Consider the following 23,313-nt stretch of genomic DNA (forward strand, 5'->3'; position numbering starts at 1 on the left):
ACATCGGCACCCTCTTAGATTGCCCCTTCACTCTAGTCCTTGTCTGATAAAGCGGCCTTGCGCCAGCCCAAAGCCACCCTATATGGGCCCGTGTGGGTCACGCGATCGTGCGGGCCCGCCAGACCGCGTCATGCTATGCTGTATGCGGCTGACGTACCATTGCGGGAGGGAACGCCATGCTGGGGAAAACCATGACACGGGTAGGGCAGGGACAACGCCACTGGGTGGCGGGTGCGCTGCTTGCCGCGCTTCTCAGCATGCTGACGAGCCCGGCACTTGCTGCGATTCTCATCAATATCGACAAGCCCACGCAATCAATGACCGTCTCCGTGAATGGAGAGGCTCGCTACCGCTGGCCTGTCTCCACGGGCGCGACAGGCTATTCGACTCCCACGGGAAACTACAGCGCCTTCCGTATGGAGCGGATGCACTATTCAGATGAGTGGGATGGCGCAGGCATGCCTCACTCGATTTTCTTCACCACGCGCGGTCACGCTATTCATGGGTCGAATCATCCCGGCATGGGCACGCCGCGCTCTCATGGCTGCGTACGGCTTTCGCTCAACAATGCACAGACACTCTACAATCTCGTGGAGCAGCACGGCATGGCAGGCACCAAGGTCGTGGTTTCCGGATCGGATCCCGCGGGGAGATGGGCTGCCAGTTCGGCACCACCCGCAGTCCGTACCTTGGGTTCTAGCGAAGGTACGGGCTACACCGAGACGCGTCAGCGGCGCGGGCCTTTCCGCGGACTCTTCCGCCGGGGCCGCTAACCGGGATCGGTGTTTCGCTAGGGGTTCATCTCCCCCGGAAAGGTGACCCTGAAGGGGCTTAGCGACAAAAGGGGCACTGGAACTATTCCAGCGCCCCCAATCTCATCCATGATGACATCTCGACGAGATGTACTAGTTGCCTTCCTCGGCCTCTTCCATCGCACCCTCTTCGGGCGGCGCCGGCGTCTCCGAGCCCGGCGTCATCTTGCCTTCCTCGGCCTCTTCCATCGCTCCCTCTTCGGGCGGCGCTGGTATCTCTGAGCCCGGCGCCATCTTACCTTCCTCGGCCTTCTCAATCGGGTCTCCGGCGAAGGACGCAGTGGAGAGCGCGGATGCGCCAACCAGCAACGCGGCACCGAAAATCACTGTGTGGGGGACTTTGAACATAGTGTCGTTTCCTCTGCTCTTGATTGAGTCACGCACCTGGCCGAGTGATTGACCGGGTCTCGCCGAACGCAAGACGTGAGTGCATACAAGTTCTACCAATGCATAACATCGTAGGCAGCGGTTGAGTTCCACGGAGGCAACAGCGGAAGTGGCCAGACGGCCGGCTTGTGAACCGCATTGGCCGTGATTGCGGGTGTGTGTGGGACTTTGCCTCACGGCCGCGCTCGGCGTGGTCCAGCGCAGGAATAGGCCGTGCTAATGCCTTACCGGCCCTTGGCCCGCTTCGGACATTTCGAGCACATCTTCTTCTTTGGGCATTTCGAGCACGGCTTCTTCTTATGGCCGCGCTTGCCGTCGCCCTTCTTGGCCATCGGCTAGCTTTGCGCCATTAGCTGTTCGCGCCGGGCCATGAGTGCATCGAGTTTCTCCTGCTGGTCGGAGATGCGCGTCGCATTGCGCTCTTCGTCCGCGGCGCCGGAAAAGGCGGCTGCCTGTTCCATCAACTCGCGCAGATTGTCTTCGACAATCTGAATGCGCCGTTCCACTTCGTCCAGGGTGAGATCTTCGATGCTCATGGCTTCTCCTTATAGGTCTCCAAGGTCCGAAGGGTTGATTCTAACGACTTCGGAGCGACGAATGTCTTGATTCAGAGCAAACGCGGCCGGGGCGCCACGCAATCGAGAAGAGTGGGAGAAATCCCGCCCCTGGCAAGAGGGAAAATGCGTCGCGTTTCCGCGCCGGTCGTTTGAGTATCTGGAGCGCGACGAGGGCTCAAGGGCTTGCCGGCGTCGCCTTGCAGGTCCCGAAATCCTGTAGCGCTTGGCCGAGCGACAAGCTCAGCCTTGCGGTGGCTTCGTCCAGGAGTTGCGTCCGGCCATCGCGGAGTTGGTCGATGGCCGTCTCCAGCGCGGCGAGCCTCTCGTATAACCGGTCGATTGCAGGATCGAGAGGCGCGCCCCCGTGCACCGTCTTTTCCTGAAGTGCAGACCTCAAGGACTGGATCTCCGCCGTGAGGTCGTCGAGTTTCTCCAAGACACGGCGTGGTTTCACGTCGACACGGGTCAGTACGGCATCGGTCATGGTTGCGGCAACGGTCTCCGCCAGATGCGTGACTTTTGCTGTTGCTGCAAGTGCGAGAAGCGCCGCGGCAATCACCAGGATGGCGGTGCCATTGACAAGGGCTAGAAGCAGTTGGCCCGGTAGCTGTCGCAGCCGTGCGGACAAGTCGCTGGTGTGCGGGTCGGACATTTCGGCTCCTTGAAGATATGCGCCGCTCTCAACGGCGGAGCAGGGGGCGTCCCCCGCCCTCAGCTTAACCTGAGCGGTTCGCAGCCGACAGCGGCGGCTTCGACGGCGCCCCTGGCCCGGCGGCGTTAACGTCTGGTTAACGATGGTGCGTAAGCTGCCTCGGAGGCGTCCCCTGTTTGTTAATCTGTGGTCTGCTTAGATAGACCTGTAGCTGCGAAAAAAATTCCACTAGAATTGCGGAGCGCCCCGTCTGGAGTTGTGAGAATGGCATCGAATAACGGCTTTATGCGCAATGGGCTTGAAATAAGCCGAAGCGAATTCGTGCTGGAGAGCACGACGGATAGTGTAACCGTTCTCGATCACGACTGGCGTATTCTCTACCGCAACAGCCAAGCGATCGACTTGCTGAAAGGCCGCGACATCAGCGTCGGAAGAAGCCTTTGGGAGCCTTTCCCGAAGCGTTCGGCGGCCCGTTTCATCAGAACTACATATGGGCGATCGAGCACCAGAAGCCGGTGGTATTCGAAGAATACCTGGAGTCGATGCAGATCTGGTTCGAGGTTCACGCCTATCCGAGCGAGGAGACCCTCACGCTGTTCTTCCGGGACGTCACGGAGAAGCGACGCATTCGGGAGCAACTGACCTACCTTGCGCGGCACGACACGCTCACCGGTACATACAATAGAACGTATGCGCACGAGCAATTGGACGCTCTGCTTGAGGAGGTTTGCCGGGACAATCGAGAAGCGGCGCTGCTCTATATCGACCTCGATCACTTCAAGGAGGTCAACGACAGCTACGGGCATCCCTTCGGCGATGCCCTCCTGAAAGCAGTCGCAACGCGGATTAAATGTCTCGCCAAGGACGAGGATATCCTTGCGCGCCTGGGCGGCGACGAGTTTCTGATCGTCACGCGTCATACAACGTCGACGGAGAATGTCGAGCGATTGGCGGCAAGCCTTGTAGAGGCACTCAGCGCACCATTTAACATCGAAGACTGTCAGGTTGAGATCGGCGCTAGCATCGGCATTGCCATGGTCCCGAAGGATGGGATGAGGACGGAAGAACTCCTCCGCAATTCGGACACGGCGCTGTACTTCGCAAAGGGCGAGCGCAACAGCTATCGCTTCTTCGACCGTGAAATGGCCGAGCACGCCAAACAGCGCCACGAACTCAAAGCGGATTTGGCGCACGCTCTCGATACAGGACAGCTCCAGCTTCAATACCAGCCGATCTTCCACGTGCGGTCCGGACGTCTTGTCAGATTTGAAGCGCTTCTGCGCTGGCACCATCCGGAGCGCGGGTTCGTGCCGCCTTCCGAATTCATTGCGCTGGCGGAGGAGACCGGGCAGATCGCGGCCATCGGGGATTGGGTGATGAAGGCGGCCTGTGCCGAGGCCGCGACCTGGCCTCAGGAGGTTGGGATCGCCATCAACCTTTCGCCCGCGCAGTTTCGCAACAGCCTTCCGTTCAAAGTCGCCGATGCGCTCAGCAGGTCCGGCTTGCGTCCCGACCAGCTCTACCTCGAGATCACCGAGACGGTTCTGCTTCAGAGTACGGAGGAAAATTTCAGGCTCCTGGAGCAGATCCACGCCCTCGGCGTGAAGGTGGCGCTGGACGACTTCGGATCCGGCTATGCCTCGCTCGGCTATTTGCGCGAGTTTCCATTCCACGAGATCAAGATTGACCGGACCTTTGTGGCCGACGACAGTCTCCAGGCCTACGCCATTCTCGACTCCGTCACGCAGCTTGGCCATGCGCTGGGCGCACGCGTGACGGCGGAAGGCGTCGAGACCCGGGCGCAGCTGGAGCGCGTGCGCGGCATCGGCTGCGACAAGGCCCAGGGCTTCCTGCTCGGCCGTCCCGTCCCCGCGACGGACGTCCAGAAATACATGCGGCTCGACGGCGCCCCGGACGTCATCGCGCACCGCACCGGTTCGCGGACGGGTGCGTTTCGGACCATGCGGCAGCCGGTACGCCAGACGCGGTTGAGCGGCGTGTTTCGCTGACGGCTCACGGCCGCCGCGGCGCGATTGCCGGCCTCCACAACGGATCCCCATCGCCAACCGGCGCCGGACGCAAAAGAGGCGCCGGCTTTTTCTCGCCGGCGCCCCAGGTATTCATTCGCGAATGAAACCAGTGGGCTCATTGGCCCTCTTCAGCTTCCTCCATCGGATCGGCCTCGGCCGGAGGCTCGTCCATCATGTCGTCACCTTCCATCATGTCATCGGCCGGTGCCTCGTCGGTCATCCCTTCCTCGGACATGGTCTCTTCTTCCATGTCGTCCTGAGCGAAAGAGGGGGTCGACAGGGAAGCGGACCCAAGCAGTAACGCCGTTCCAAACATCAACGCACTAGTGAGCTTGAGCATTCTCTTCGTTCCTTCGATTAGAGGCGCGGCCCGTCGCCGCGCAACCGAAAATAGTGGGTCAAAAACGTCCGCTGGCAAGTGGGAAAATGCGTTGCTTGCGCGGAAAATGCGGACCGGGGAAGCGGGCCGCACCAGCGATCGTGACATGCATTTCACATGCAGGGCGCCTATGCTCGCGCCAGCCCGAAAAGGGCTCAACGGGAACACGGCGGGCGGGACGGTGTTTGCCTTGGGGGCTTGCCTTGAGTGCAACCCAGCCCAGCCGAAAGCCGAAAACAGGGAGAGCGTCATGCCATATCTATCCGGTGTTCTGACCGGGATCGTCCTCACTATCGTGGTCGTCTTCCTCATCGATCATGTCGGCGACGAGCCGGGCAGCCAAGACATCGTCAATTGGAACTATGTGGGCGGCGAACTCGGCCAGTCCGCGGGCAAGGTCGCCGACGAGGTGCGCGAGGAAGTGCACAAGGCGACCGCGCCGGAGCCGACAGAGGCGCCCGCAGCGGCACCCGAAGCTGCTCCCGCGCCGGCCATCGAGGCCATGCCCGAGCCCGAAACCACGACGCCGCCCGCGACCACCGGCACGCCAACAGACACGCCCTAGGGGCCAAAGGGAAGGAGCGTGGGGCGCCCCTCTGGCGCCCTACGCTCGGGCCCATCAGCACCGCGTCGCCGCGCTCAAGTAGCGCGAAGCGCGGTAGCGAACGAAAGAGAGCCCTTGGACTCAAGAACCAGAGAGATTCATGAGCGCGACGGCGTTCTCCCGCGCGACCTTGGCGCGTAACCCTGCGTCGATCGCGGCGCGATCGAGAAAGCGTCCCGCCGTCGCCGAGTCCTCGTAAGGATAGTCGACCGAGAACAGCACGCGGTCTTCGCCCAGGCTCGACAGCGCCGCAAGCAGCGGAACATCGTCGCACTGCCCCGCCGTCGTCACCCACAAATTGCGCGCAAGGTACGTGGATGGCTTCTCTTTCAGCGGACGCGGATTTGCCAGCAGCGCGAAACGGCTGTCGAGCCGCCACAGCACGTAAGGCAGCGTCTCGCCCATATGGCCGAGCACGATCTTGAGCTTGGGGAAGCGGTCGAACACGCCGGCGAAGACGAGGCGCAGGAAATGCGCCGAGGTTTCGATCGTCCACTCCCAGACGGGCTTATCCATCTCCGGGCAGCCTTGCAGCACGTAAGGCATTTTGAAGCTGTCCGCCGGATGCAGATAGAGCGGCACATCGAGGGCCTGCAGGCGCTCCCAGAACGGATCGTAGCGGGGATCATCCAGATAGACGCCGTTGGTATGGCCGTTGATGAGAGCGCCCGCGAAGCCAAGCTGCTTCACGCAGCGCTCGAGTTCGTCTGCCGCCCCGCTCGCGTCCTGCATGGCAAGATGGGCGAAACCGCGATAGCGCGTGGGCCTCTTCTGGATCTCGCCCGCGAGCGCGTCATTGGCCCCGGCGGCCAGCGCCGTCGCTTTCTTCGCGTCCGGCTCGGTCTGCACGCCGGGCCCGGTGACCGACAGCACGGCGATGTCGACGCCGGCCGCATCCATGGCTTTGAGCCGCTGCTCGCCGAAATCGGTGAGGGAGCCCAGGAGGTGCTTTCGGCCCTCGTCGGAGACGGCCGGCATCGCCGGCAACAGATAGGGCAGAAGCGGCTCCGTGATGAAGTGCTCTTCGAGTGCGATCTTCTGCATGGGGCGGCCTTATGCTCTGCGCTGGTGCTTGTGTTTGGCTGGTGCCTGCGCTGGTGCGTAGGTTGACGTTTACGCGCCATATGTTCAGACAGGCCTTAAGCCCCGGTTGCGGCGCCCCCACGTCCCCCGTCCCAAACGGCAGACGGTCTGCGAGCCACGCGTCCTTGCGGGCGAGCGGCTTACTTGAGCGCGAGACCGCTTTTCTTTCATCGTCATTGCCGGACTTGTTCCGGCAATCCATTTGGGACTCGCCCAGACTGCTGACTCCCTAGTGGACCCCCGGGACAAGCCCGGGGGTGACGAGTCAAAGTGTATACGCGCACGCCTTCTTTAGTGCGCTACCGCCTAGCGGCCTGCTTGAGCCCGTCCTTTTACGCGCTATCGCCTAGCGGCTGCTTGAGCGCGTCTTTGTTTGCGCTACCGGCCTAGCGGCCTACTTGAGCGCGGGAATGACAACCGAGAAGGCAAGCCAAAGCGCCTCGCTGCGTGGAAACACACCGAGCCCGCAAAAGTCTCGCTACGTCTCAAACTCAAACCCGCGAAGCGGGACTTGCGGGGCGCTGGTCGGCCGCCGTCCGTTTTTGTTTGTTGGGCAGCCTTCCGGCGCCCCGCATGGCACATCGAAATCGCTTCACGAGAAGCGAAGCAACCCCTGTGCGCCGCGGCGATATTGCAGCCCCCATCTCCGCTTATCTCCTGCCGTTCGGTATGAACCCTTCGAAGGAGGGCAAGCCCGCATGGTGGGGCCTTGGATGACTACGCCCAAGGCGGGAGGTAAGGGACCCCTGAGGCCGTTCCGTTACGCATGATGCGGGCGTCCGGGCCTTCTCTCATCCAGCCCATCTTTACCGCACCTTCCTCAGGCGCCGCGTCCCCCGCCCCGAGAGCAGACGGTCTGCAGCTCGCGTCCTCACGAACGAGGGATGGCACTATCGTAGCTCAGGTTTTGGGGAGGGGGATAGGGTTGGGGCGCTTCGGTAGTAATCCGACGCGTATGGACCGAGCCAGCAGCCACTAAATCGATGGAAGCCGTTTCGGAGTATGAATTTGACGTAATGCTTGATAGAGCTGCTTTGCGTTTGCCAGCCTTTTTGGCGTTGCTTTAATTGGCTTACGCACGGTGGTTTCTGACCACGGGTCGGCAAAGTTTTTGGTCGCGAGGTAAGCAGCCGTAGCAGCAAGCTCTAGCTCAACGGCGTCTGCATCTACGATCTGCTCCGCGATTTTGGCACGCACTTTAGTAGCGCTGGCCTTTGATTTGCCAGTGCTCGTGAAAACAGAATAGTAGCCATCCCAGGAGCTGGGTTTCTCTTTTTCATCTATCAGGCCGAGTAGACTGGCGTCCTGCATCGCGTCGGTTAGCTCGTCGCTATAAGGGCCGAAGTTATGGTACGTGAAAGAGAATCCTTCACCGACACCTGCAAGCTCGAAAACATAGGCGATCTTCTGCAAGCGGGTTCGCCCGACAATCTTTCCCCCCGCATCTCTAACAATATCGACGGCCTTTTCAGCTTCGGATTTCTGGCTAAGCTTTTGGGGCACTGTCAATCTCTCTAGCTATGACCTTTTTAATAAAGGTACGCGATTCTCTGTCATCTTTGGGCACATAAAGGCGAAACAACTGGAAAGGCTCTATGGCCCGCACGACCTTTGATCGATCGCCGAGGTCGACTAACTCGTCCGAACCAAGCCTTATCCGAATCTGATTGAGTGGCCCTTTTGATTCTTGAAGGGGTTTGTAGGGATCACGCTTGTCCTGGTCGACGAGAATCCTCGGCGTTTCCCCAGCTTGTTTGGAAAGCCATTGCCTCACGCGTTCTCGGATGTTGGCGCACATGCGGTCGACCATCTTCCCATCCTCGTCAGCCCTCTTTCCCTTGTTCTTCGCCTTCTCCCGAAGCGCGTGCTTAATCTCCTCCCGAACATCAATGGCTTTGTAAAAGGCGCGATCGCGCAGTCGACTAGCCAACTCAGAGACCGATCTGTCCTTCGCTTCAGCCATTGAAGCTAGGGCGCCGGAAATCACGACGTCGTCGAGGCGAAGGACGGATTCCAGGTCGTCAGGGTTTCTTGCAAACTGCACTAGGGGATGGCCACCGTAAGGCCCGTAAGTCTGACGGATTCATCCTTGCTCAGCTTAACTACTCGGCACAGAAGTTCTGTAAACAGCTTCTCTGCGCCGCGCGTGGTCTTGTGCAAATAGACTGTGGGGTAGAGTTGGAAGAGACCCAAAACATAGGCTTCCGCCGCGAAGATCGCTTTAGGGCCTAGAACAAATGTCTCAACTGGGCCGAGGTTTTCTTCGTCAACACCAGATGGCACCTCCCCCACCTCGATGTTGGCAAGAAGCAACTCAAAATCTATGGCACCCTGCTGTGTGCCCGTCATTAAGCGGTCGCGCTGCATGTAGTCCAGGCGATCAGCATCAAACTGGCTTGAGACCACAGCGCTGTAAATATTACCCGGGCCCTCTGCCTTAATGATGCGGGCGACGTCGTCAGAGAAACCGCTTCCCAATTCGTTTAGCCTGTCTGCGACCTCGCTATCCATAATAATGGCGTCGCTGACCTCTTCATGGTCCGCCAATCTCAGATCTAGTCGGCGCCCCACTTCCTCAAATGCGTGGCTAAATGGACCATGCCCTAAGTCATGTACCAGCGCCGCTGCAATCGCTTGATGCGCGCGTGTCTCCAAATAACGGCTTTGGCCCAAGTGCTCCTTAATAATCCGCATCAGCTTACGAGCCACGTGAAAGACGCCAAGACTGTGGGCAAACCGCGAGTGCGTGGCACCTGGATAGACAAACTCCGAAAAGCCTAACTGCTTTACGCGGCGCAATCGTTGAAAGGGCCGAGTTTGTATGACGCGCCACATGACATGCTCGAACTCGTTAGCCTGAAACGTGATCAGATTGTGCAGAGGGTCTCGGATTCGCTGTGCTTCAAAAGTCATTGTTCACGATTTGTTCTGTTTGTCAAGACAATCCACTCTGGATTGTTGACCTAGCTGGCACAACCCCAGTCCAACATCGAGCTTAACGCGTCACTCCGCAGCCTCGGCCTTCTTCCGTGGGCTGCGCTTAGCGGGTGACTTCGATGCCTTGCCGCTAGTGGCCTTCGCAGGTGCCTTCGACGCGCCAGAGCCTGAGCCGCCGGAAGCTCCCCGTCGCCCCAACAGCTCCTTCAGATACTGCCCCGTATAGCTGTCCTTGACGGCCGCCACTTCTTCGGGCGTGCCGGTGGCGACCACGTGTCCGCCGCCGTCGCCGCCTTCGGGGCCGAGGTCGATGATGTGGTCCGCCGTCTTGATCACTTCGAGATTGTGCTCGATGACGATCACGGTGTTGCCTTGGTCGACCAGCTCGTGCAGCACTTCGAGCAGCTTCGCCACGTCGTGGAAGTGCAGCCCCGTCGTGGGCTCGTCGAGAATATACAGTGTACGGCCCGTCGCGCGCTTGGACAGCTCCTTGGAGAGCTTGATGCGCTGGGCCTCGCCGCCCGACAGCGTCGTCGCCTGCTGGCCCACATGGATATAGCCGAGGCCGACCCGGGCGAGGGTGAGGAGCTTGTCGCGCACGGACGGCACCGCCTTGAACAGCTCGGCCGCCTCGTCCACGGTCATGTCCAGCACGTCGGCGATGGACTTGCCCTTGAACTTGATCTCCAGCGTCTCGCGGTCGTAGCGCTTGCCCTTGCACACATCGCAGGTGACGTAGATATCGGGCAGGAAGTGCATCTCGATCTTGATGACGCCGTCGCCCTGGCAGGCTTCGCAGCGCCCGCCTTTCACGTTGAAGGAGAAGCGCCCCGGCTTGTAGCCGCGCGTCTTCGCCTCGGGCAGCTCGGCGAACCATTCGCGGATGGGCGTGAAGGCGCCCGTATAGGTGGCGGGGTTGGAGCGCGGCGTGCGGCCGATCGGGCTCTGGTCGATGTCGATGACCTTGTCGAGATGTTCGAGGCCGACGATCTCGTCGTACTCGCCGGGGAGCTCGCGCGCATTGTTCAGCTTGCGGGCGACCGCGCGGTAGAGCGTCTCGATGAGGAAGGTGGACTTGCCGCCGCCCGAGACGCCCGTCACGCAGGTGAAGAGGCCGAGCGGCATGTCGACGTCGATGTCCTTGAGATTGTTCTCGCGCGCGCTTGATTTGAGGCTGCGGCCGCGTTTGGGCTTGCGGCGGTTCTTCGGCAGTTCGATCTGCTTCAGCCCCACGAGGTACTGGCCCGTGAGACTGTCCGGGGACTGCATGATCTGTTTGGGCGTGCCTTCGGCCACGACCTTGCCGCCAGCGCGCGCGCCGGGGCCCATGTCGACCACGTGGTCCGATTCCAGGATCGCGTCTTCGTCGTGCTCCACCACGATCACCGAGTTGCCGAGATCGCGCAGGTGCTTCAGCGTGTCGAGCAGGCGGGCATTGTCGCGCTGGTGCAGGCCAATAGAAGGCTCGTCCAGCACGTAGAGCACGCCGGTGAGGCCGGAACCGATCTGGGAGGCGAGACGGATGCGCTGGCTCTCGCCGCCGGAGAGGGTGCCGGAGGCGCGGGCGAGCGTCAGGTACTCCAGACCGACATCGTCGAGGAACTTCAGCCGCTCGCGGATCTCTTTGAGGATGCGCTCGGCGATCTCGTTCTGCTTGTCCGTGAGCTCGCCGGGGAGGTTATCGAACCACTCCTTGGCGTCCCGGATCGACATGTCGGTGACTTCGCCGATGTGGTGCCCGGCGATCTTCACCGCGAGCGCCTGCGGCTTGAGGCGGTAGCCGAGACAGGCTTCGCAGGGCTGGTCGGACTGATAGCGCTCCAGCTCCTCGCGCACCCAGTTGGATTCGGTCTCGCGCCAGCGCCGCTCGATATTGGTGATGACCCCTTCGAACGGCTTCTCGGTCTGGTAGCGCCGCACGCCGTCGTCATAGACGAACGTGACCTCGTCGATAGAGCCGTAGAGCACGATCTCGCGGAAGTCCTCGGGCAGGTCCTTCCACGGCTTCGTCATGGGCTGCTTGTAGTGCTTGGCCACGGCCTCCAGCGTCTGCTGATAGTAGGGCGAGGTGGCCGACGTGCGCGTCCAGGGCGCGATGGCGCCGCGGTTCAGCGACAGCGCATCGTTCGGCACCACCAGCTCCGGCTCGAAGAACAGCTCCGTGCCGAGCCCGTCGCATTCGGGGCAGGCGCCGTAGGGGTTGTTGAACGAGAACAGCCGCGGCTCGATCTCCTCGATGGTGAAGCCCGAGACGGGGCAGGCGAACTTGGCCGAGAAGATGATGCGCTTGTCCTCGCCGGGCCCGCGCTCGTCGGCGAACTCGGCGATGGCGATGCCGTCGGAGAGCGACAACGCGGTCTCCAGCGAGTCCGCCAGCCGCGCGGACATGTCGGACCGCACCACGACCCGGTCCACCACCACGTCGATATCGTGCTTCAGCTTCTTGTCGAGCTTCGGCGCTTCGGAGATCTCGTGGAACTGATTGTCGATCTTGACCCGCTGGAAGCCTTTCTTCTGCAGCTCCGCCAGCTCCTTGCGGTATTCGCCCTTGCGGCCGCGCGCGATCGGCGCCAGCAGATACAGCCGCGTGCCTTCCGGAAGGTCTAGGACCCGGTCCACCATCTGGCTCACGGTCTGGCTTTCGATGGGCAGGCCCGTCGCCGGCGAATAGGGGGATGCGACCCGCGCCCAGAGCAGGCGCATATAGTCGTAGATCTCCGTCACCGTGCCCACGGTCGAGCGCGGGTTCTTGGAGGTGGTCTTCTGCTCGATGGAGATGGCGGGAGACAGGCCCTCGATATGGTCCACGTCCGGCTTCTGCATCATGTCCAGGAACTGGCGTGCGTAGGCCGAAAGGCTCTCCACATAGCGCCGCTGCCCCTCGGCATAGATCGTGTCGAAGGCCAGCGAGGACTTGCCGGAGCCGGAAAGGCCCGTAATCACCACTAGTTTTTCGCGCGGCAGGTCGAGAGACACGTTCTTGAGATTGTGTTCCCGGGCGCCGCGAATGGAGATGGATTTTGCCGTCATACTGCGAGGTAATGTCGGGGGATGCGGCCCCTCGCGCAAGGCATAAGAGGCCGCAGGCGGCCGTTGTTGGGGCCATTTTTCATCAGGACAGCAGTGCCAGCTTCTTGAGGCGCGAGCGGATCGCGCCCGGCTTGCGCCCCAGGATCTCGGCGATCGCGGTCGGGCTTTCCCCCACATGGTGCAGGCGGCGCAGTTCCTGCTCTTCCGCCTCGGTCCAGGGGGCATAGGCCTTGCCGTGGGTTTGGCGCAGCGCGGCGACGTCGTAGCTCTTCCCGGCCGCATCGGCGGCGGCGGCTCCGCTCGCTTCCATGAAGGCCTGCTGCCGCAGGTCGAGTTCCTTCGGGCCAAGCCGCTTCAGGGCCTCGAGCGCGTCTTCCGAAGCGCTGCGGAACTCGGCATCCTTCTCGATAGCCTGTGGGTGAACCTGCAGCGCGCGCTCGTTAAGCCCCAGCAGTTGCAGGCCTTTGAGACTGCGCAGACGGGAGAGGGCCACATAGCCCTGGCCGAACTCGAAGGCCTTCGAGAGATCGATCACGGCGGCATCCAGCGACATGCCCTGGCTCTTGTGCACGGTGATCGCCCATGCCAGCCGCAACGGATGCTGGGTGATGCTCGCGCGTTCCGAGCCACCTTCCTCGATCTTCCAGGTCACGGGCTCGGCGACGATGCGTTTGCCGCTCTTGGTGCGCACGACCGGCGCGCCGGTTTCGGCATCGAAGTCTTCTACCAGCCCCAGCGTGCCGTTGACGTAGCGTCCGGCCGGATCGTTCTTGGTGAACATCACCACGGCCCCGAGTTTCAGGGCCAGCATCTCCGGCGACAGGCAGCCCCGCTTGAGGGCGTCGATGGCGAATTGAGCGCCTTTGCCGGTCATGGGGAAGATGTGCGGCTCGCCGTCCAGCTTGGCGAGCTGCTGCCGGTTGATGTCGTCGACGGCGGCATTGTGGGTGAAGAGCCGCGTGCGGGTAGGGGGCAGCGTATCGTGCGCCACGACGCGCGCGGCCAGACGCTCGCGGTGAACCTCGGTGCAGGCGTTGGCGCGGATGGCATCGAGAAGATCGAGGAAGGGCCGGTCCTCCTGGCGATGCTGTTCCGACAGATAGCAGACGGTGGGATCGAGATCGCGCCAGGCGGCGGAGCCATGGGCGAAACTTGCGTCCGAGTCCTCGTCGTCACCGCCGAATTGCAGCATGCCGTCGTCGGACTGCCGGCGCACGACGGGCGGCAACTGAAAGAAGTCTCCGACAAGCACCACTTGGAGGCCGCCGAACGGCGCGTTCGTCGCCCGCACATGGCGGCAGACCGTGTCCGCCAAGGTCAAGGTCCGGGCGGGCAGCATCGACACTTCGTCGATAACGAGGACCTTGGTCTTCTCGATGCGTCCCGCAAGGCGACGGTTACCGGCGATCGTGTCCAGGTCGCGCCGGGTGAGGGCGCTTTTGACGCCGACGCCGCTCCAGGCATGGATGGTGACCCCATGGCCGTGCGTGGCGGCGATTCCCGTCGAGGCCGTGTAGGCATACGGGATGCCCGCCTCGGCCAGGTCCTCCAGGTAGCGGTTCACCGTGTGGGTTTTGCCGCTGCCGGGCCGACCCGTCAGGAAGACGCTGGCGCCAGTCTTGAGCAGCTCCAGTGCCTCGTCTTGCGTCATGACTGTCTCCTATCGCGCGCACTCTCCGAACCGGAGACGGCGGAGAATGGGCTATACGCAATCAAACGACATCACGATCCGATTCGCGAGCGCTGACAAAATCCATGACCATAACCCGCACCCAATATCTCCTTGCCGCCGGTCTGATCGTGGCGACGGCACTCGCGCTTTACGTCATGGGCCATCCATGGATCTGCAAATGCGGGACGGTGAAGCTGTGGCACTTTCAGGTGGTGAGCTCGGAGAACTCCCAGCACATCATCGACTGGTACACGCCCTCGCATGTCATCCACGGCTTCCTGTTTTACCTGCTGTTCTGGCTGATCGCGCCGCGCGCCTCTGTCGGCACGCGGCTGCTGCTCGCCATCGGCGTGGAAGCGGCCTGGGAGATCATCGAGAACACGGACTATGTGATCGACCGCTATCGCGAGGCCACGGTCGCGCTCGACTATTACGGCGACAGCGTTCTCAACTCGGTGAGCGACATCCTGTTCATGGTCTTAGGCTTCGTGCTCGCGAGCAGGCTGCCGGTGTGGCTTACCGTGACGATCGGCATCGCCTTCGAGCTCTTCACCGGGATCATGATCCGCGACGGTCTCGCCCTCAACGTGCTGATGCTGTTGTGGCCCAGCGAAACCGTGCTGCAGTGGCAGAACAGCCGCTAGAGCGGAACCCGGATCCCGAACACCATGATCAGGATGAGCCAGACATAGGCGATCACGGTCGGGTAGAACGTCACGCCAAAGCCGAAGGCCCGCAAGTACGGGTTCTTGTGGTAGCCGACCCAGAACAGGATTCGGCCCAACACGAACAGCCCCGTCAGGATCGGAAGCGTGCGCGCCTCCTCGATGGGGCAGTACATCGCAAGGCCCGCATTGGCGATGAAGTAGGCGGTGAACTGCTCGAACGTGTTCAGGATGAACTTGGTGTTGATCTCGACCGGGGAGTTCGGCTTCGGCGTTGAGCCGACGAACATGGAGGGGTCGAGCCGCTGCGCGGCAACAATACAAATGCCCAGGACGCCGGGAAGGATCGCCACCACCGCATCCTTGATGACGAGAGCCAGACGGTCGGCAATACCCCACGCCTCGGGAGTCCAATCCCAAAACGTCTTGCCGGCGGCGAAGACCGCCGCTGAAAACAGCCAGTTACCAACCAGCGTGGCGATGAAGGGCCACTGCATGGCGGTGAAGCCGAAATATTTGACCCGTGGGTCGCGCCGCTTGCCCTTACGGCGCGTGGATGTCTGTCCCTGGCGGACCTGCCGCTGCATCGTTCTTGCTTTTCCTGGATCTGGGGCAGTCGTCCTCGGAGGATGGAGCGTGCTGCCGAAATATTCTCTGTCGTTTTGTTAGCCATAGGGCGCACGCCAAGGAATAACAAGAGGGCAACATGGTAGACGGACGAGAACAAAACGGGTACATTCTGGCTGCGTTGCCATCATCCCCCAGGTTGTGGACAGGGGGGACAGGCTGGCGATGCGTTCTGGCACGCGGGTGTCCTTGCGCCTATCGTGCCGGATTGGCCGTCGTGGGCTCGAAGCTCGCGCGGACCTTGATTATTTCAGCGGCTCGTATGCGGGGAGGTCGGAAGCATGGCCGGATCGGTCAACAAAGTTATTCTCATCGGAAACCTCGGTGCCGACCCCGAAGTGCGCCATACCCAGGACGGGCGCCCGATCGTCAACCTGCGTCTGGCGACCACCGACAGCTGGCGGGACAAGAATTCGGGCGAGCGCCGCGAGAAAACCGAATGGCATCGGGTGGTGATTTTCTCCGAAGGGCTTGCGCGGGTGGCCGAGCAGTATCTGCGCAAAGGCTCGAAGGTCTATGTCGAGGGCGCGCTACAGACCCGCAAATGGGAAGATCAGTCAGGCCAGGAGCGCTACACCACCGAGGTCGTGCTGCAGGGCTTCAATTCGACGCTGACCATGCTCGACGGACGCCAGCAGGGCGGGGGCATGAGCGAGAGCGGCGGCGGCGGTGATTTCGGCCGCACCAAACCTCTCAGCGGCGGCGGGTCGTTCAACAAGGAACTGGACGACGAGATCCCATTCTAGGACGCCTTAGGACCGCACCCCAGGCGCTTCTTCCAAATTCAACGACTCCAGTTGCCGTGGCGCGGGTCGCCGCGTGACGTAAGCCACGACGGCGCCGCGATCACGATCATCCGGTCTATTCGGCGGAGGACGACTCTACGCCGGATACGTACTTGGAGCTGAACGTCTTTTCGCCGAGACGATCCAGCAGGCTCAGCTGCAGCTCGAGCCAACTCTTGTGGCCTTCCTCGTCTAGGAGGATTTTCTCGAACAGCGTGCGCGTTCCGACATCGGCCTGCTCGGACGCCTGCATCGCGGCATGGGTGTAGAAAGCGATCGCTTCCTCTTCGTCGGCGAGGTCGGCCTTGAACATGGCCTCGAGCGAGGACGCCTTGACCGGCTTCTTGTAGAACTCGAGCTCCGGTTCGCCGTTCAGGAACATGATGCGGTTCATGTATTCGTTGGAATGGCCCAGCTCTTCCGTCATCTCCTCACGCATCTGCGCGGCCAGCTTGTCGAGCCCCCAGTCATCCAGCGTATGGGCGTGAAGCTGGTACTGGTGCATGGCCGACAGCTCCATCGACAGCGCCTTCTGAAGGTTCTTCATCGTCGTCTCGTTGCTCATAGTCTCGTCTTCCTTCTGGTGAGGGTCTCGATCGAGGCGCCATAGTCTCAGGCGCCAGTTTCTGGAAGGTCAATTTCCGAAGGATCAAGACCGGATGAGAATCATGCCTTGGTTGGTGCCAAGCAAACCACATCCTTCAAATGGGACCTTGATCCAGGTCTTCAATGCGACAGGCGGGCGCGCTTTCTTGCCCGGAAAAGGGGTGCGGAAAGCCACCCGGCAAGGAGGCAATTCAGACCTCCATGGTCCAATTTGAGCCTTTATGAACGGTTGCCGGCGCGGCCCAGAATCGCCCTTCCGAAGCGCCGAAACCGCCCACTCTGTTTGCCGCACCGAGGGCTTTGGCAAGTATCTGTATTTTAAGGCTAAAATCCTGCCTATAAGAGACCGTTCGCGGTTGCAGAATCGTAGCGAAATCAGCTATAGAAACAGCTTCTCGAATGCATCCTAAGAACCCCGCGCCGCTCAAGCGTCGGCGCGCTTGGGAGTGTGTTCTTCGACCGATTTTAGAAGGCATTTCCGTCCTTGGCTGACGAAGAAGACGAAGGCGTCGAGGAACCGTCCTCCTCCGATATCCGACCGGTTTCGCTCATCGATGAGATGAAGCGCTCCTATCTCGATTACGCCATGAGCGTGATCGTGTCGCGTGCGCTGCCCGATGCGCGTGACGGCCTGAAGCCCGTGCACCGGCGCATCCTGTATTCGATGCGCGAGAACAACTACACCCCGGACCGGCCGTACAACAAATGCGCGCGCGTGACCGGCGACACGATGGGTAAGTACCATCCGCACGGCAACCAGGCGATCTACGACGCGCTGGTGCGGCTCGCGCAGGACTTCTCCATGCGGCTGCCGCTGCTCGACGGGCAGGGGAACTTCGGCTCCGTCGACGGCGATCCGCCCGCGGCCGAGCGTTACACCGAGGTGCGGCTCGCCAAGCCCGCCATGGCGTTGCTCGACGACCTCGAGAACGACACGGTCGACTTTCAGGCCAACTACGACGGGCGCGAGCAGGAGCCGGTCGTCCTGCCGGCCAAGTTCCCGAATCTGCTCGTCAACGGCGCCGGCGGCATCGCCGTCGGCATGGCGACGAATATTCCGCCGCACAATCTCACCGAGGTTTGCGACGCCTGTATCGCCTATTTGGACAACCCGGCCATCGAGATCGACGAACTCATCGAAATCGTTCCGGGTCCGGACTTTCCGACCGGCGGCCTTATTCTCGGGCGCCAGGGTATACGCTCGGCTTATCACAAGGGCCGCGGCTCTGTGATCATGCGCGGTCGCGTGCATGTGGAAGAGGTTCGCAAGGACCGCGAAGCGCTGATCGTCACCGAGATTCCTTATCAGGTGAACAAGGCGTCGATGGTCGAGAAGATCGCTGAGCTCGTCCGCGACAAGAAGATCGAAGGCATTTCCGACATTCGCGACGAGAGCGACCGTCAGGGGATGCGGGTGGTCATCGAGCTGAAGCGCGAGGCCATGGCCGATGTGGTGCGCAATCAGCTCTACCGGTTCTCGCCGCTGCAGAGCACGTTCGGCTGCAACATGGTGGCGCTGAATGGCGGCCGTCCCGAGGTCCTCAATCTCAAGGACTTGATCCTGGCTTTCACCGACTTCCGCGAGGAGGTCGTCGGCCGGCGCATCAAGCATCAGCTCAAGAAGGCGCGCGAACGCGCCCATGTGCTCGTCGGGCTCGCGATTGCCGTTGCGAATATCGACGAGGTTATCGCGCTGATCCGCAAGGCGCCCGATCCGGCCACGGCGCGCGCGCAGTTGATGGAACGGGATTGGCCGGCCAAGGACGTCGCGCCGCTCGTGGAGCTGATCGCCGATCCCCGCCACAAGGTTTCCGAGCAAGGCACCTACAAGCTTTCCGAAGAGCAGGCGAAGGCCATTCTCGATCTCCGGCTGCAGCGCCTGACCGCGCTCGGTCGCGACGAGATCGGCGATGAACTGAAGGGACTTGGCGCCCAGATCGCCGACTATCTGGAGATCCTGCGGTCGCGGTCCCGGATCGTCGACATCGTCAAGGGCGAACTGAACGCGCTCAAGGAGCAGTTCGGCACGCCGCGGCGGACCGAGATCACCGAGATGATGGGCGAGGTCGAGGACGAGGACCTCATTCAGCGCGAGGACATGGTCGTGACCGTGTCCCACAAGGGCTACATCAAGCGCGTGCCGCTCACCGCGTATCGCTCGCAGCGCCGGGGCGGGAAGGGACGTGCCGGCATGGCGACGCGCGACGAGGATTTCGTCAGCCGTCTGTTTGTTGCCAACACGCACACGCCTGTCCTGTTCTTCTCTTCGCGCGGCATGGTCTACAAGATGAAGGTCTGGCGGTTGCCGCAAGCGGCGCCTCAGGCGCGCGGCAAGGCCCTCATCAATCTGCTGCCGCTCGGCAAGGACGAGATCATCACCACGATCCTGCCGCTCCCCGAGGACGAGGCGTCCTGGGAGAAGCTCGACGTAATGTTCGCCACCAACGATGGCGGGGTTCGCCGCAACAAGCTCTCCGACTTCATCGAGGTCCGCCAGAACGGCAAGATCGCCATGAAGCTGGAGGAGGGCGACCACATTGTCGGCGTCGAGGTCTGCAACGAACGGCAGGACGTGCTGCTGACGTCAGCCGACGGCCAAGCCATTCGCTTCCCCGTGACCGACGTTCGCGTGTTCAAGGGCCGGCAATCGTCCGGTGTCCGGGGCATCAATCTCGGCAAGGGCGACGAAGTCATCTCCATGGCTATACTGACCCATGTGGACGCGGATGCGGCCGAGCGTGCCGCCTATGTCCGCCAGGCCAACATGGTCCGCCGCGGCGGCGAGCAGGAGCCCGACATGGAACAAGAGGCCGAAGGCGCCGAAACCGTGGCGATCAGTCCCGAGCGCTACGCCGAACTCAGCGCCCATGAGCAGATGGTGCTGACGATCTCGGAGAACGGCTACGGCAAGCGCTCCAGCGCCTACGAGTTCCGGGTGTCGGGCAGGGGCGGAAAGGGCATCATCGGCATGATCGTGAACGAGCGGAACGGCAAGCTCGTTGCGTCGTTCCCGGCCGATGACAGCGACCAGCTCATGCTCGTGACCGATCGGGGCCAGTTGATCCGCGTGCCCGTGGACGGCATTTCAGTCGTCGGCCGGTCGACCCAAGGGGTCATCATCTTCGATACGGCCGCGGACGAGCGTGTCGTTTCCGTCGAGCACATTCCCGACGAAGCCGGTAATGGCGACGAAAGCGGGGATGACGATGCAGATGTGCCACTCGATCCCGACGGCGGAGAGACGAGCTAAGGATTCGGCCCTGACCGGTTAGGCCTTCGGGCTGGACCGGTTAAGGCCTCGGCCCGCTCATATTCGGTCGCCGCGCGGACATCAGCGACTCCGATGCCGGTGACAGGGCGGCTAGAGCCGTCAAATCCTTGACGAATACGGTATGACGATCCGGCTGGGACAACAGGCCTTCGTTGCGCAGCCGCGACATGATCCGTGACAGCGTATCGGCGTTGAGCCCCAGATACTCGGCCACCTCGCCGCGGCTCAGCGGCAACTCGAAGACGACACGCCCCTCGGAAGCCGGAACCCCGATTTGGGTCGCGAGTTCGATCAGGAACGTGACCAGCCGCTGCGTGCTGTCGAGTTGGCCCACCGCCGCGAGATGAATGGCCTGGCGTGCCGATTGACGGGCCACGGCCATGTCGAAATAGGCGCGCGCGCCGGCATTCGTGTCCAGTAGCCTGGAGAAGGCGTCATAACGGTATCGCAGCACCTCCCCGGCAGTCAGTGAGACCAGATTGGCTCCGGGTCCCGGCGGAGCGAAGGCCGAGCGGAACACGTCACCGGGATAGAGCAGGGTGACCCCCTGACGGAGATTGTCAGCAAGGGTTAGCCGGAAGAGCAAAGTCGCCATACGGACGACGAAAACGGTTTCTTCGCCGCCGAGCGTCAGCGGGAGCGCTTGTCCGGGCCTCGTATGGACGAGGGTGCCGTGCTCGGCAAGCTCGGCCGGCAGCGTCGCTTGCCAGTCCGCGCTGGGCCCGGCGTCTACCGGCGAGAGAGGGGCGGCCATTATCAAACTGTCTGTTGTCACGTGAATACCCTGCGCGGCAGTGCGTACACCGCCGGTTGTCGATCCACTCATGACAAGAACACGCGAATCGGACCTTGACGCCGATCAAGCCCCCGGGGCCTGCGGCACTAGGCCCTGAGCACCGCTCGCAGGCAACGTCTTGACTAGGATCAAGAAAAACTGTGTCGCCGTTGCAACAGATGTGTCCGGAGCCGACAATCGCTGACCTTAATCAGGCAACAGGGCTGATCCATCCTGGCGTGTCCCCGGGAACCGTCACATGAAAAGAGGGAACAAACGCGATGGGGCCGCGAGCGGTCACCGCAATGACTGGGGGACGTTATGAAAAATATCCTGAGCACGCTGGCGGCAGGCCTCGCCCTTGCCGTGTTACTCGCCGCGGCGCCGAAACCGGCTCTGGCTGGCGACAACCATGGTGACCTGATGATCCGTGGCGTGGTGACCGGCGTATTGCCGGATACAGATGCCACTGTGAAATTGAACGGCTCGCGCATTCCGGGTGCTGGCGCTGACGTGAGCGACGAGGTCATCCCGGCGATGACCATCTCCTACTTCTTCACCGACAACATCGCCGTCGAGCTGTTCTGCTGCTTCGCGAAGCACAGCATCGACGCGACGGGCAGCATCGCCGCCCTGGGTGAGATCGGCGATACCTGGATCTTCCCGCCGGCCCTCACGGCGCAGTACCACTTCAATCCCGACGGCACCTTCAAGCCGTATGTCGGCGTTGGCATGCAGTACATCGCCTTCTTCGACGAGGACAGCAAGCTGGGCCCGGGCACGAGCTCGGCAATCGACGATGGCCTCGGTTTCACCCTTCAGGCCGGTCTGGACGTTGCCGTCGGCAATGGCTGGTACCTCAATGCCGACGTGAAGAAGACCTGGCTCAACACCAACGCACGTTGGGGCGGCACGGGCGTCACGGCCGATGTCGACCTCGATCCGCTGATCGTCTCGGCCGGCTTCGGCTATCGCTTCAATCTCAGCGATTTGCTGGGCGGCCACGACACCACGGCGCCTACGGCGACCTGAAATAGTCGCACTACCCAGCGACTGACGAGTTTTGGGGCCCGGTGGAAACACCGGGCCTTTTTTGCGTCCGCTCCCCGGATCGCGCTGCGGCCTTGCCGACACGCCCCCGGCACGGCTAGAAGGGGCCGCATGGGGTCACGGCGACCCCCAGCCCCAACGAAAGCTGCGCACAGACAAGAGGAGCGCCAACGTCATGCGCGTCGGTTTCTATCCTGGGAGTTTCGATCCCGTCACCCTGGGGCATGTGGATATCGTGCGCCGCGCGGCGCACCTCATCGACCGCTTGGTGATCGCCATTGGCGGGCATCACAGCAAGGGGCCTTTTTTCACGGCCGACGAACGCGTAACGCTCGCCCGGGAGTCCCTTGCGCCAGTGGCACGCGAACTTGGCATCGAGCTCGAAGTCATGGTCTATGACGGGCTGACAGTCGAGGCGGCCAGAAGCGTCGGCGCCACGGTCGTGTTTCGCGGTCTGCGCGACGCGGGCGACTTCGACTACGAAATGCAGATGGCGGGGATGAATGCGGCCCTTGCGCCGGACATCGAAACCGTCTTCCTTGCCGCATCGCCGGGGACACGCCATATCGCGGCCAGTCTTGTCCGTCAGATTGCCGCAATGGGTGGCGATGTCTCACCTTTCGTTCCGGAGCCGGTCAATTTGGCGCTAGGGCGCAAACTTGCACCTTAATCTTCAGAGACCTACAAACGAGGAAACCCCATGACCATCAGGACCGTCGTCCTCTTCGCGGCAACCCTGCTGTTTTCAGCTACAATGGCCCAGGCCCCGTCATCGGCGGCAAGTCTCGGAAATCCGGCATCGCTAAAAGAGCGCGCGCCGAACAGCTACAAGGCGAAGTTCGTGACCTCCAAGGGCACCTTCGTCATTCAGGTGACCCGCGACTGGGCACCACACGGCGCGATCGGTTCTACAACTTGGTGAAAGCCGGCTTCTACAACGATGCGCGCTTCTTCCGCGTGATCGACGGCTTCATGGTCCAGTTCGGCATTAGCGGAAACCCCGACGTTTCCGCCGCCTGGAGCAACGCGAACATCCCCGACGATCCGGTCCGGGAATCCAACGCGCGCGGCACGGTGACGTTTGCTACGGCAGGCCCGAACACGCGCACCACCCAGGTCTTCATCAATTTCAACAACAACGCCGGGCTCAACGGTCAGGGCTTCGCGCCGTTCGGGAAAATAATCTCCGGCATGGATGTGGTCGATTCCCTCTACAAGGGTTACGGCGAGGGCGCCCCACGCGGCAACGGTCCGAACCAGGCGCTGATCAAGGCGCAAGGGAACGCCTATCTCGTCACGCAGTTTCCCAAGCTCGACTACATCCAGAAGGCGACCATCGAGTAGACGGTCCGGCACCCCCCGAAGCGAAACGACAAACATGAAGGAGCCCG

At 62.0% G+C, this 23,313-nt stretch carries 24 protein-coding genes; 11 read left to right on the forward strand and 13 right to left on the reverse strand.

Annotated elements, in window-relative coordinates; translation table 11 throughout:
• Window positions 1–176 precede the first annotated feature (176 nt).
• Complete coding sequence (locus AUC70_RS13980; RefSeq protein ID WP_083241598.1) at window positions 177–773, forward strand: L,D-transpeptidase; 597 nt, start codon at window positions 177–179, stop codon at window positions 771–773.
• Between the two features lie 132 nt (window positions 774–905).
• Here the strand turns inward: AUC70_RS13980 and AUC70_RS13985 are convergent, their stop codons facing one another.
• Window positions 906–1,160, reverse strand: coding sequence for a hypothetical protein (locus AUC70_RS13985; RefSeq protein WP_069445393.1), 255 nt, complete (start codon window positions 1,158–1,160; stop codon window positions 906–908).
• A gap of 252 nt (window positions 1,161–1,412) precedes the next feature.
• Here AUC70_RS13985 and AUC70_RS18445 point away from each other — a divergent pair, with 252 nt between their 5' ends.
• Window positions 1,413–1,538, forward strand: coding sequence for a hypothetical protein (locus tag AUC70_RS18445; RefSeq protein ID WP_280138261.1), 126 nt, complete (start codon window positions 1,413–1,415; stop codon window positions 1,536–1,538).
• Here AUC70_RS18445 and AUC70_RS13990 read toward each other — a convergent pair.
• On the reverse strand, window positions 1,535–1,735 hold the full coding sequence (locus AUC70_RS13990) for a hypothetical protein (protein ID WP_069445394.1): 201 nt from the start codon (window positions 1,733–1,735) through the stop codon (window positions 1,535–1,537). The two genes, AUC70_RS18445 and AUC70_RS13990, sit on opposite strands and share 4 nt — an antisense overlap.
• Window positions 1,736–1,931: 196 nt before the next feature.
• On the reverse strand, window positions 1,932–2,408 hold the full coding sequence (locus tag AUC70_RS13995) for a hypothetical protein (RefSeq protein ID WP_069445395.1): 477 nt from the start codon (window positions 2,406–2,408) through the stop codon (window positions 1,932–1,934).
• Between the two features lie 440 nt (window positions 2,409–2,848).
• On the opposite strand from AUC70_RS13995, the gene AUC70_RS14000 reads away from it, so the two are divergent.
• The gene (locus tag AUC70_RS14000) at window positions 2,849–4,417 is read left to right on the forward strand and encodes a putative bifunctional diguanylate cyclase/phosphodiesterase (RefSeq protein ID WP_069445396.1); all 1,569 of its coding nucleotides are present in this window, start codon (window positions 2,849–2,851) and stop codon (window positions 4,415–4,417) included.
• Between the two features lie 136 nt (window positions 4,418–4,553).
• On the opposite strand, the gene AUC70_RS14005 is transcribed toward AUC70_RS14000, so the two are convergent.
• Window positions 4,554–4,778, reverse strand: a complete 225-nt coding sequence (locus tag AUC70_RS14005; protein ID WP_069445397.1) for a hypothetical protein — start codon at window positions 4,776–4,778, stop codon at window positions 4,554–4,556.
• A 289-nt stretch (window positions 4,779–5,067) separates the two neighbouring features.
• On the opposite strand from AUC70_RS14005, the gene AUC70_RS14010 reads away from it, so the two are divergent.
• Window positions 5,068–5,382, forward strand: a complete 315-nt coding sequence (locus AUC70_RS14010) for a hypothetical protein (protein WP_141702142.1) — start codon at window positions 5,068–5,070, stop codon at window positions 5,380–5,382.
• 120 nt (window positions 5,383–5,502) lie between these two features.
• Here AUC70_RS14010 and AUC70_RS14015 read toward each other — a convergent pair whose 3' ends face one another.
• The 6 genes from AUC70_RS14015 to AUC70_RS14040 form a co-directional block, all read right to left on the reverse strand.
• Window positions 5,503–6,465 carry an amidohydrolase family protein gene (locus AUC70_RS14015; RefSeq protein WP_069445399.1) on the reverse strand — a complete coding sequence of 321 codons (963 nt, stop codon included), beginning with the start codon at window positions 6,463–6,465 and terminating at the stop codon, window positions 5,503–5,505.
• A 1,014-nt stretch (window positions 6,466–7,479) separates the two neighbouring features.
• Window positions 7,480–8,007, reverse strand: a complete 528-nt coding sequence (locus AUC70_RS14020) for a hypothetical protein (protein ID WP_069445400.1) — start codon at window positions 8,005–8,007, stop codon at window positions 7,480–7,482.
• On the reverse strand, window positions 7,991–8,467 hold the full coding sequence (locus tag AUC70_RS14025; RefSeq protein ID WP_141702143.1) for a hypothetical protein: 477 nt from the start codon (window positions 8,465–8,467) through the stop codon (window positions 7,991–7,993). The genes AUC70_RS14020 and AUC70_RS14025 overlap by 17 nt, the downstream gene beginning before the upstream one ends.
• 80 nt (window positions 8,468–8,547) lie before the next feature.
• The gene (locus AUC70_RS14030; protein WP_069445402.1) at window positions 8,548–9,417 is read right to left on the reverse strand and encodes an HD domain-containing protein; all 870 of its coding nucleotides are present in this window, start codon (window positions 9,415–9,417) and stop codon (window positions 8,548–8,550) included.
• Between the two features lie 90 nt (window positions 9,418–9,507).
• The gene (gene uvrA, locus AUC70_RS14035) at window positions 9,508–12,471 is read right to left on the reverse strand and encodes an excinuclease ABC subunit UvrA (protein WP_083241599.1); all 2,964 of its coding nucleotides are present in this window, start codon (window positions 12,469–12,471) and stop codon (window positions 9,508–9,510) included.
• An 82-nt stretch (window positions 12,472–12,553) separates the two neighbouring features.
• Entirely contained in the window at window positions 12,554–14,122 is a 1,569-nt protein-coding gene (locus tag AUC70_RS14040) for an AAA family ATPase (protein WP_069445403.1), read from the reverse strand.
• Between the two features lie 104 nt (window positions 14,123–14,226).
• Here AUC70_RS14040 and AUC70_RS14045 point away from each other — a divergent pair, with 104 nt between their 5' ends.
• On the forward strand, window positions 14,227–14,787 hold the full coding sequence (locus AUC70_RS14045) for a DUF2585 domain-containing protein (protein WP_069445404.1): 561 nt from the start codon (window positions 14,227–14,229) through the stop codon (window positions 14,785–14,787).
• Here AUC70_RS14045 and AUC70_RS14050 read toward each other — a convergent pair.
• Window positions 14,784–15,395, reverse strand: a complete 612-nt coding sequence (locus AUC70_RS14050; protein ID WP_052464300.1) for an MAPEG family protein — start codon at window positions 15,393–15,395, stop codon at window positions 14,784–14,786. The genes AUC70_RS14045 and AUC70_RS14050 overlap by 4 nt on opposite strands.
• A gap of 321 nt (window positions 15,396–15,716) precedes the next feature.
• Here AUC70_RS14050 and AUC70_RS14055 point away from each other — a divergent pair, with 321 nt between their 5' ends.
• Window positions 15,717–16,181 (forward strand): single-stranded DNA-binding protein, encoded by a 465-nt coding sequence (locus tag AUC70_RS14055; RefSeq protein ID WP_069445405.1) that lies wholly within the window; start codon window positions 15,717–15,719, stop codon window positions 16,179–16,181.
• Between the two features lie 115 nt (window positions 16,182–16,296).
• Here AUC70_RS14055 and AUC70_RS14060 read toward each other — a convergent pair whose 3' ends face one another.
• A complete protein-coding gene (locus tag AUC70_RS14060) occupies window positions 16,297–16,785 on the reverse strand; it encodes a bacterioferritin (protein WP_069445406.1) in 489 nt (162 codons plus the stop codon).
• A 525-nt stretch (window positions 16,786–17,310) separates the two neighbouring features.
• Here AUC70_RS14060 and gyrA point away from each other — a divergent pair.
• Window positions 17,311–20,076 carry a DNA gyrase subunit A gene (gyrA, locus tag AUC70_RS14065; protein WP_069445407.1) on the forward strand — a complete coding sequence of 922 codons (2,766 nt, stop codon included), beginning with the start codon at window positions 17,311–17,313 and terminating at the stop codon, window positions 20,074–20,076.
• A gap of 40 nt (window positions 20,077–20,116) precedes the next feature.
• On the opposite strand, the gene AUC70_RS14070 is transcribed toward gyrA, so the two are convergent.
• Window positions 20,117–20,851: a Crp/Fnr family transcriptional regulator gene (locus tag AUC70_RS14070; protein ID WP_069445408.1), complete on the reverse strand. Its 735-nt coding sequence runs from the start codon at window positions 20,849–20,851 to the stop codon at window positions 20,117–20,119.
• A 342-nt stretch (window positions 20,852–21,193) separates the two neighbouring features.
• Between AUC70_RS14070 and AUC70_RS14075 the strand changes: the two genes are divergently transcribed.
• The 4 genes from AUC70_RS14075 to AUC70_RS14085 all read left to right on the forward strand — a co-directional run bounded on the left by AUC70_RS14075 (window position 21,194) and on the right by AUC70_RS14085 (window position 23,266).
• Window positions 21,194–21,904 carry an OmpW/AlkL family protein gene (locus tag AUC70_RS14075; RefSeq protein WP_069445409.1) on the forward strand — a complete coding sequence of 237 codons (711 nt, stop codon included), beginning with the start codon at window positions 21,194–21,196 and terminating at the stop codon, window positions 21,902–21,904.
• A 193-nt stretch (window positions 21,905–22,097) separates the two neighbouring features.
• Entirely contained in the window at window positions 22,098–22,592 is a 495-nt protein-coding gene (gene coaD, locus AUC70_RS14080; protein WP_069445410.1) for a pantetheine-phosphate adenylyltransferase, read from the forward strand.
• Window positions 22,593–22,622: 30 nt separating this feature from the next.
• On the forward strand, window positions 22,623–22,844 hold the full coding sequence (locus tag AUC70_RS17615) for a hypothetical protein (RefSeq protein ID WP_206599395.1): 222 nt from the start codon (window positions 22,623–22,625) through the stop codon (window positions 22,842–22,844).
• Window positions 22,841–23,266 carry a peptidylprolyl isomerase gene (locus AUC70_RS14085; RefSeq protein WP_244505652.1) on the forward strand — a complete coding sequence of 142 codons (426 nt, stop codon included), beginning with the start codon at window positions 22,841–22,843 and terminating at the stop codon, window positions 23,264–23,266. Before AUC70_RS17615 ends, AUC70_RS14085 begins: the two co-directional genes overlap by 4 nt.
• Window positions 23,267–23,313: the final 47 nt, after the last annotated feature.

It is taken from the genome of Methyloceanibacter stevinii, assembly GCF_001723355.1.
Classification (GTDB): Bacteria; Pseudomonadota; Alphaproteobacteria; order Rhizobiales; family Methyloligellaceae; genus Methyloceanibacter; species Methyloceanibacter stevinii.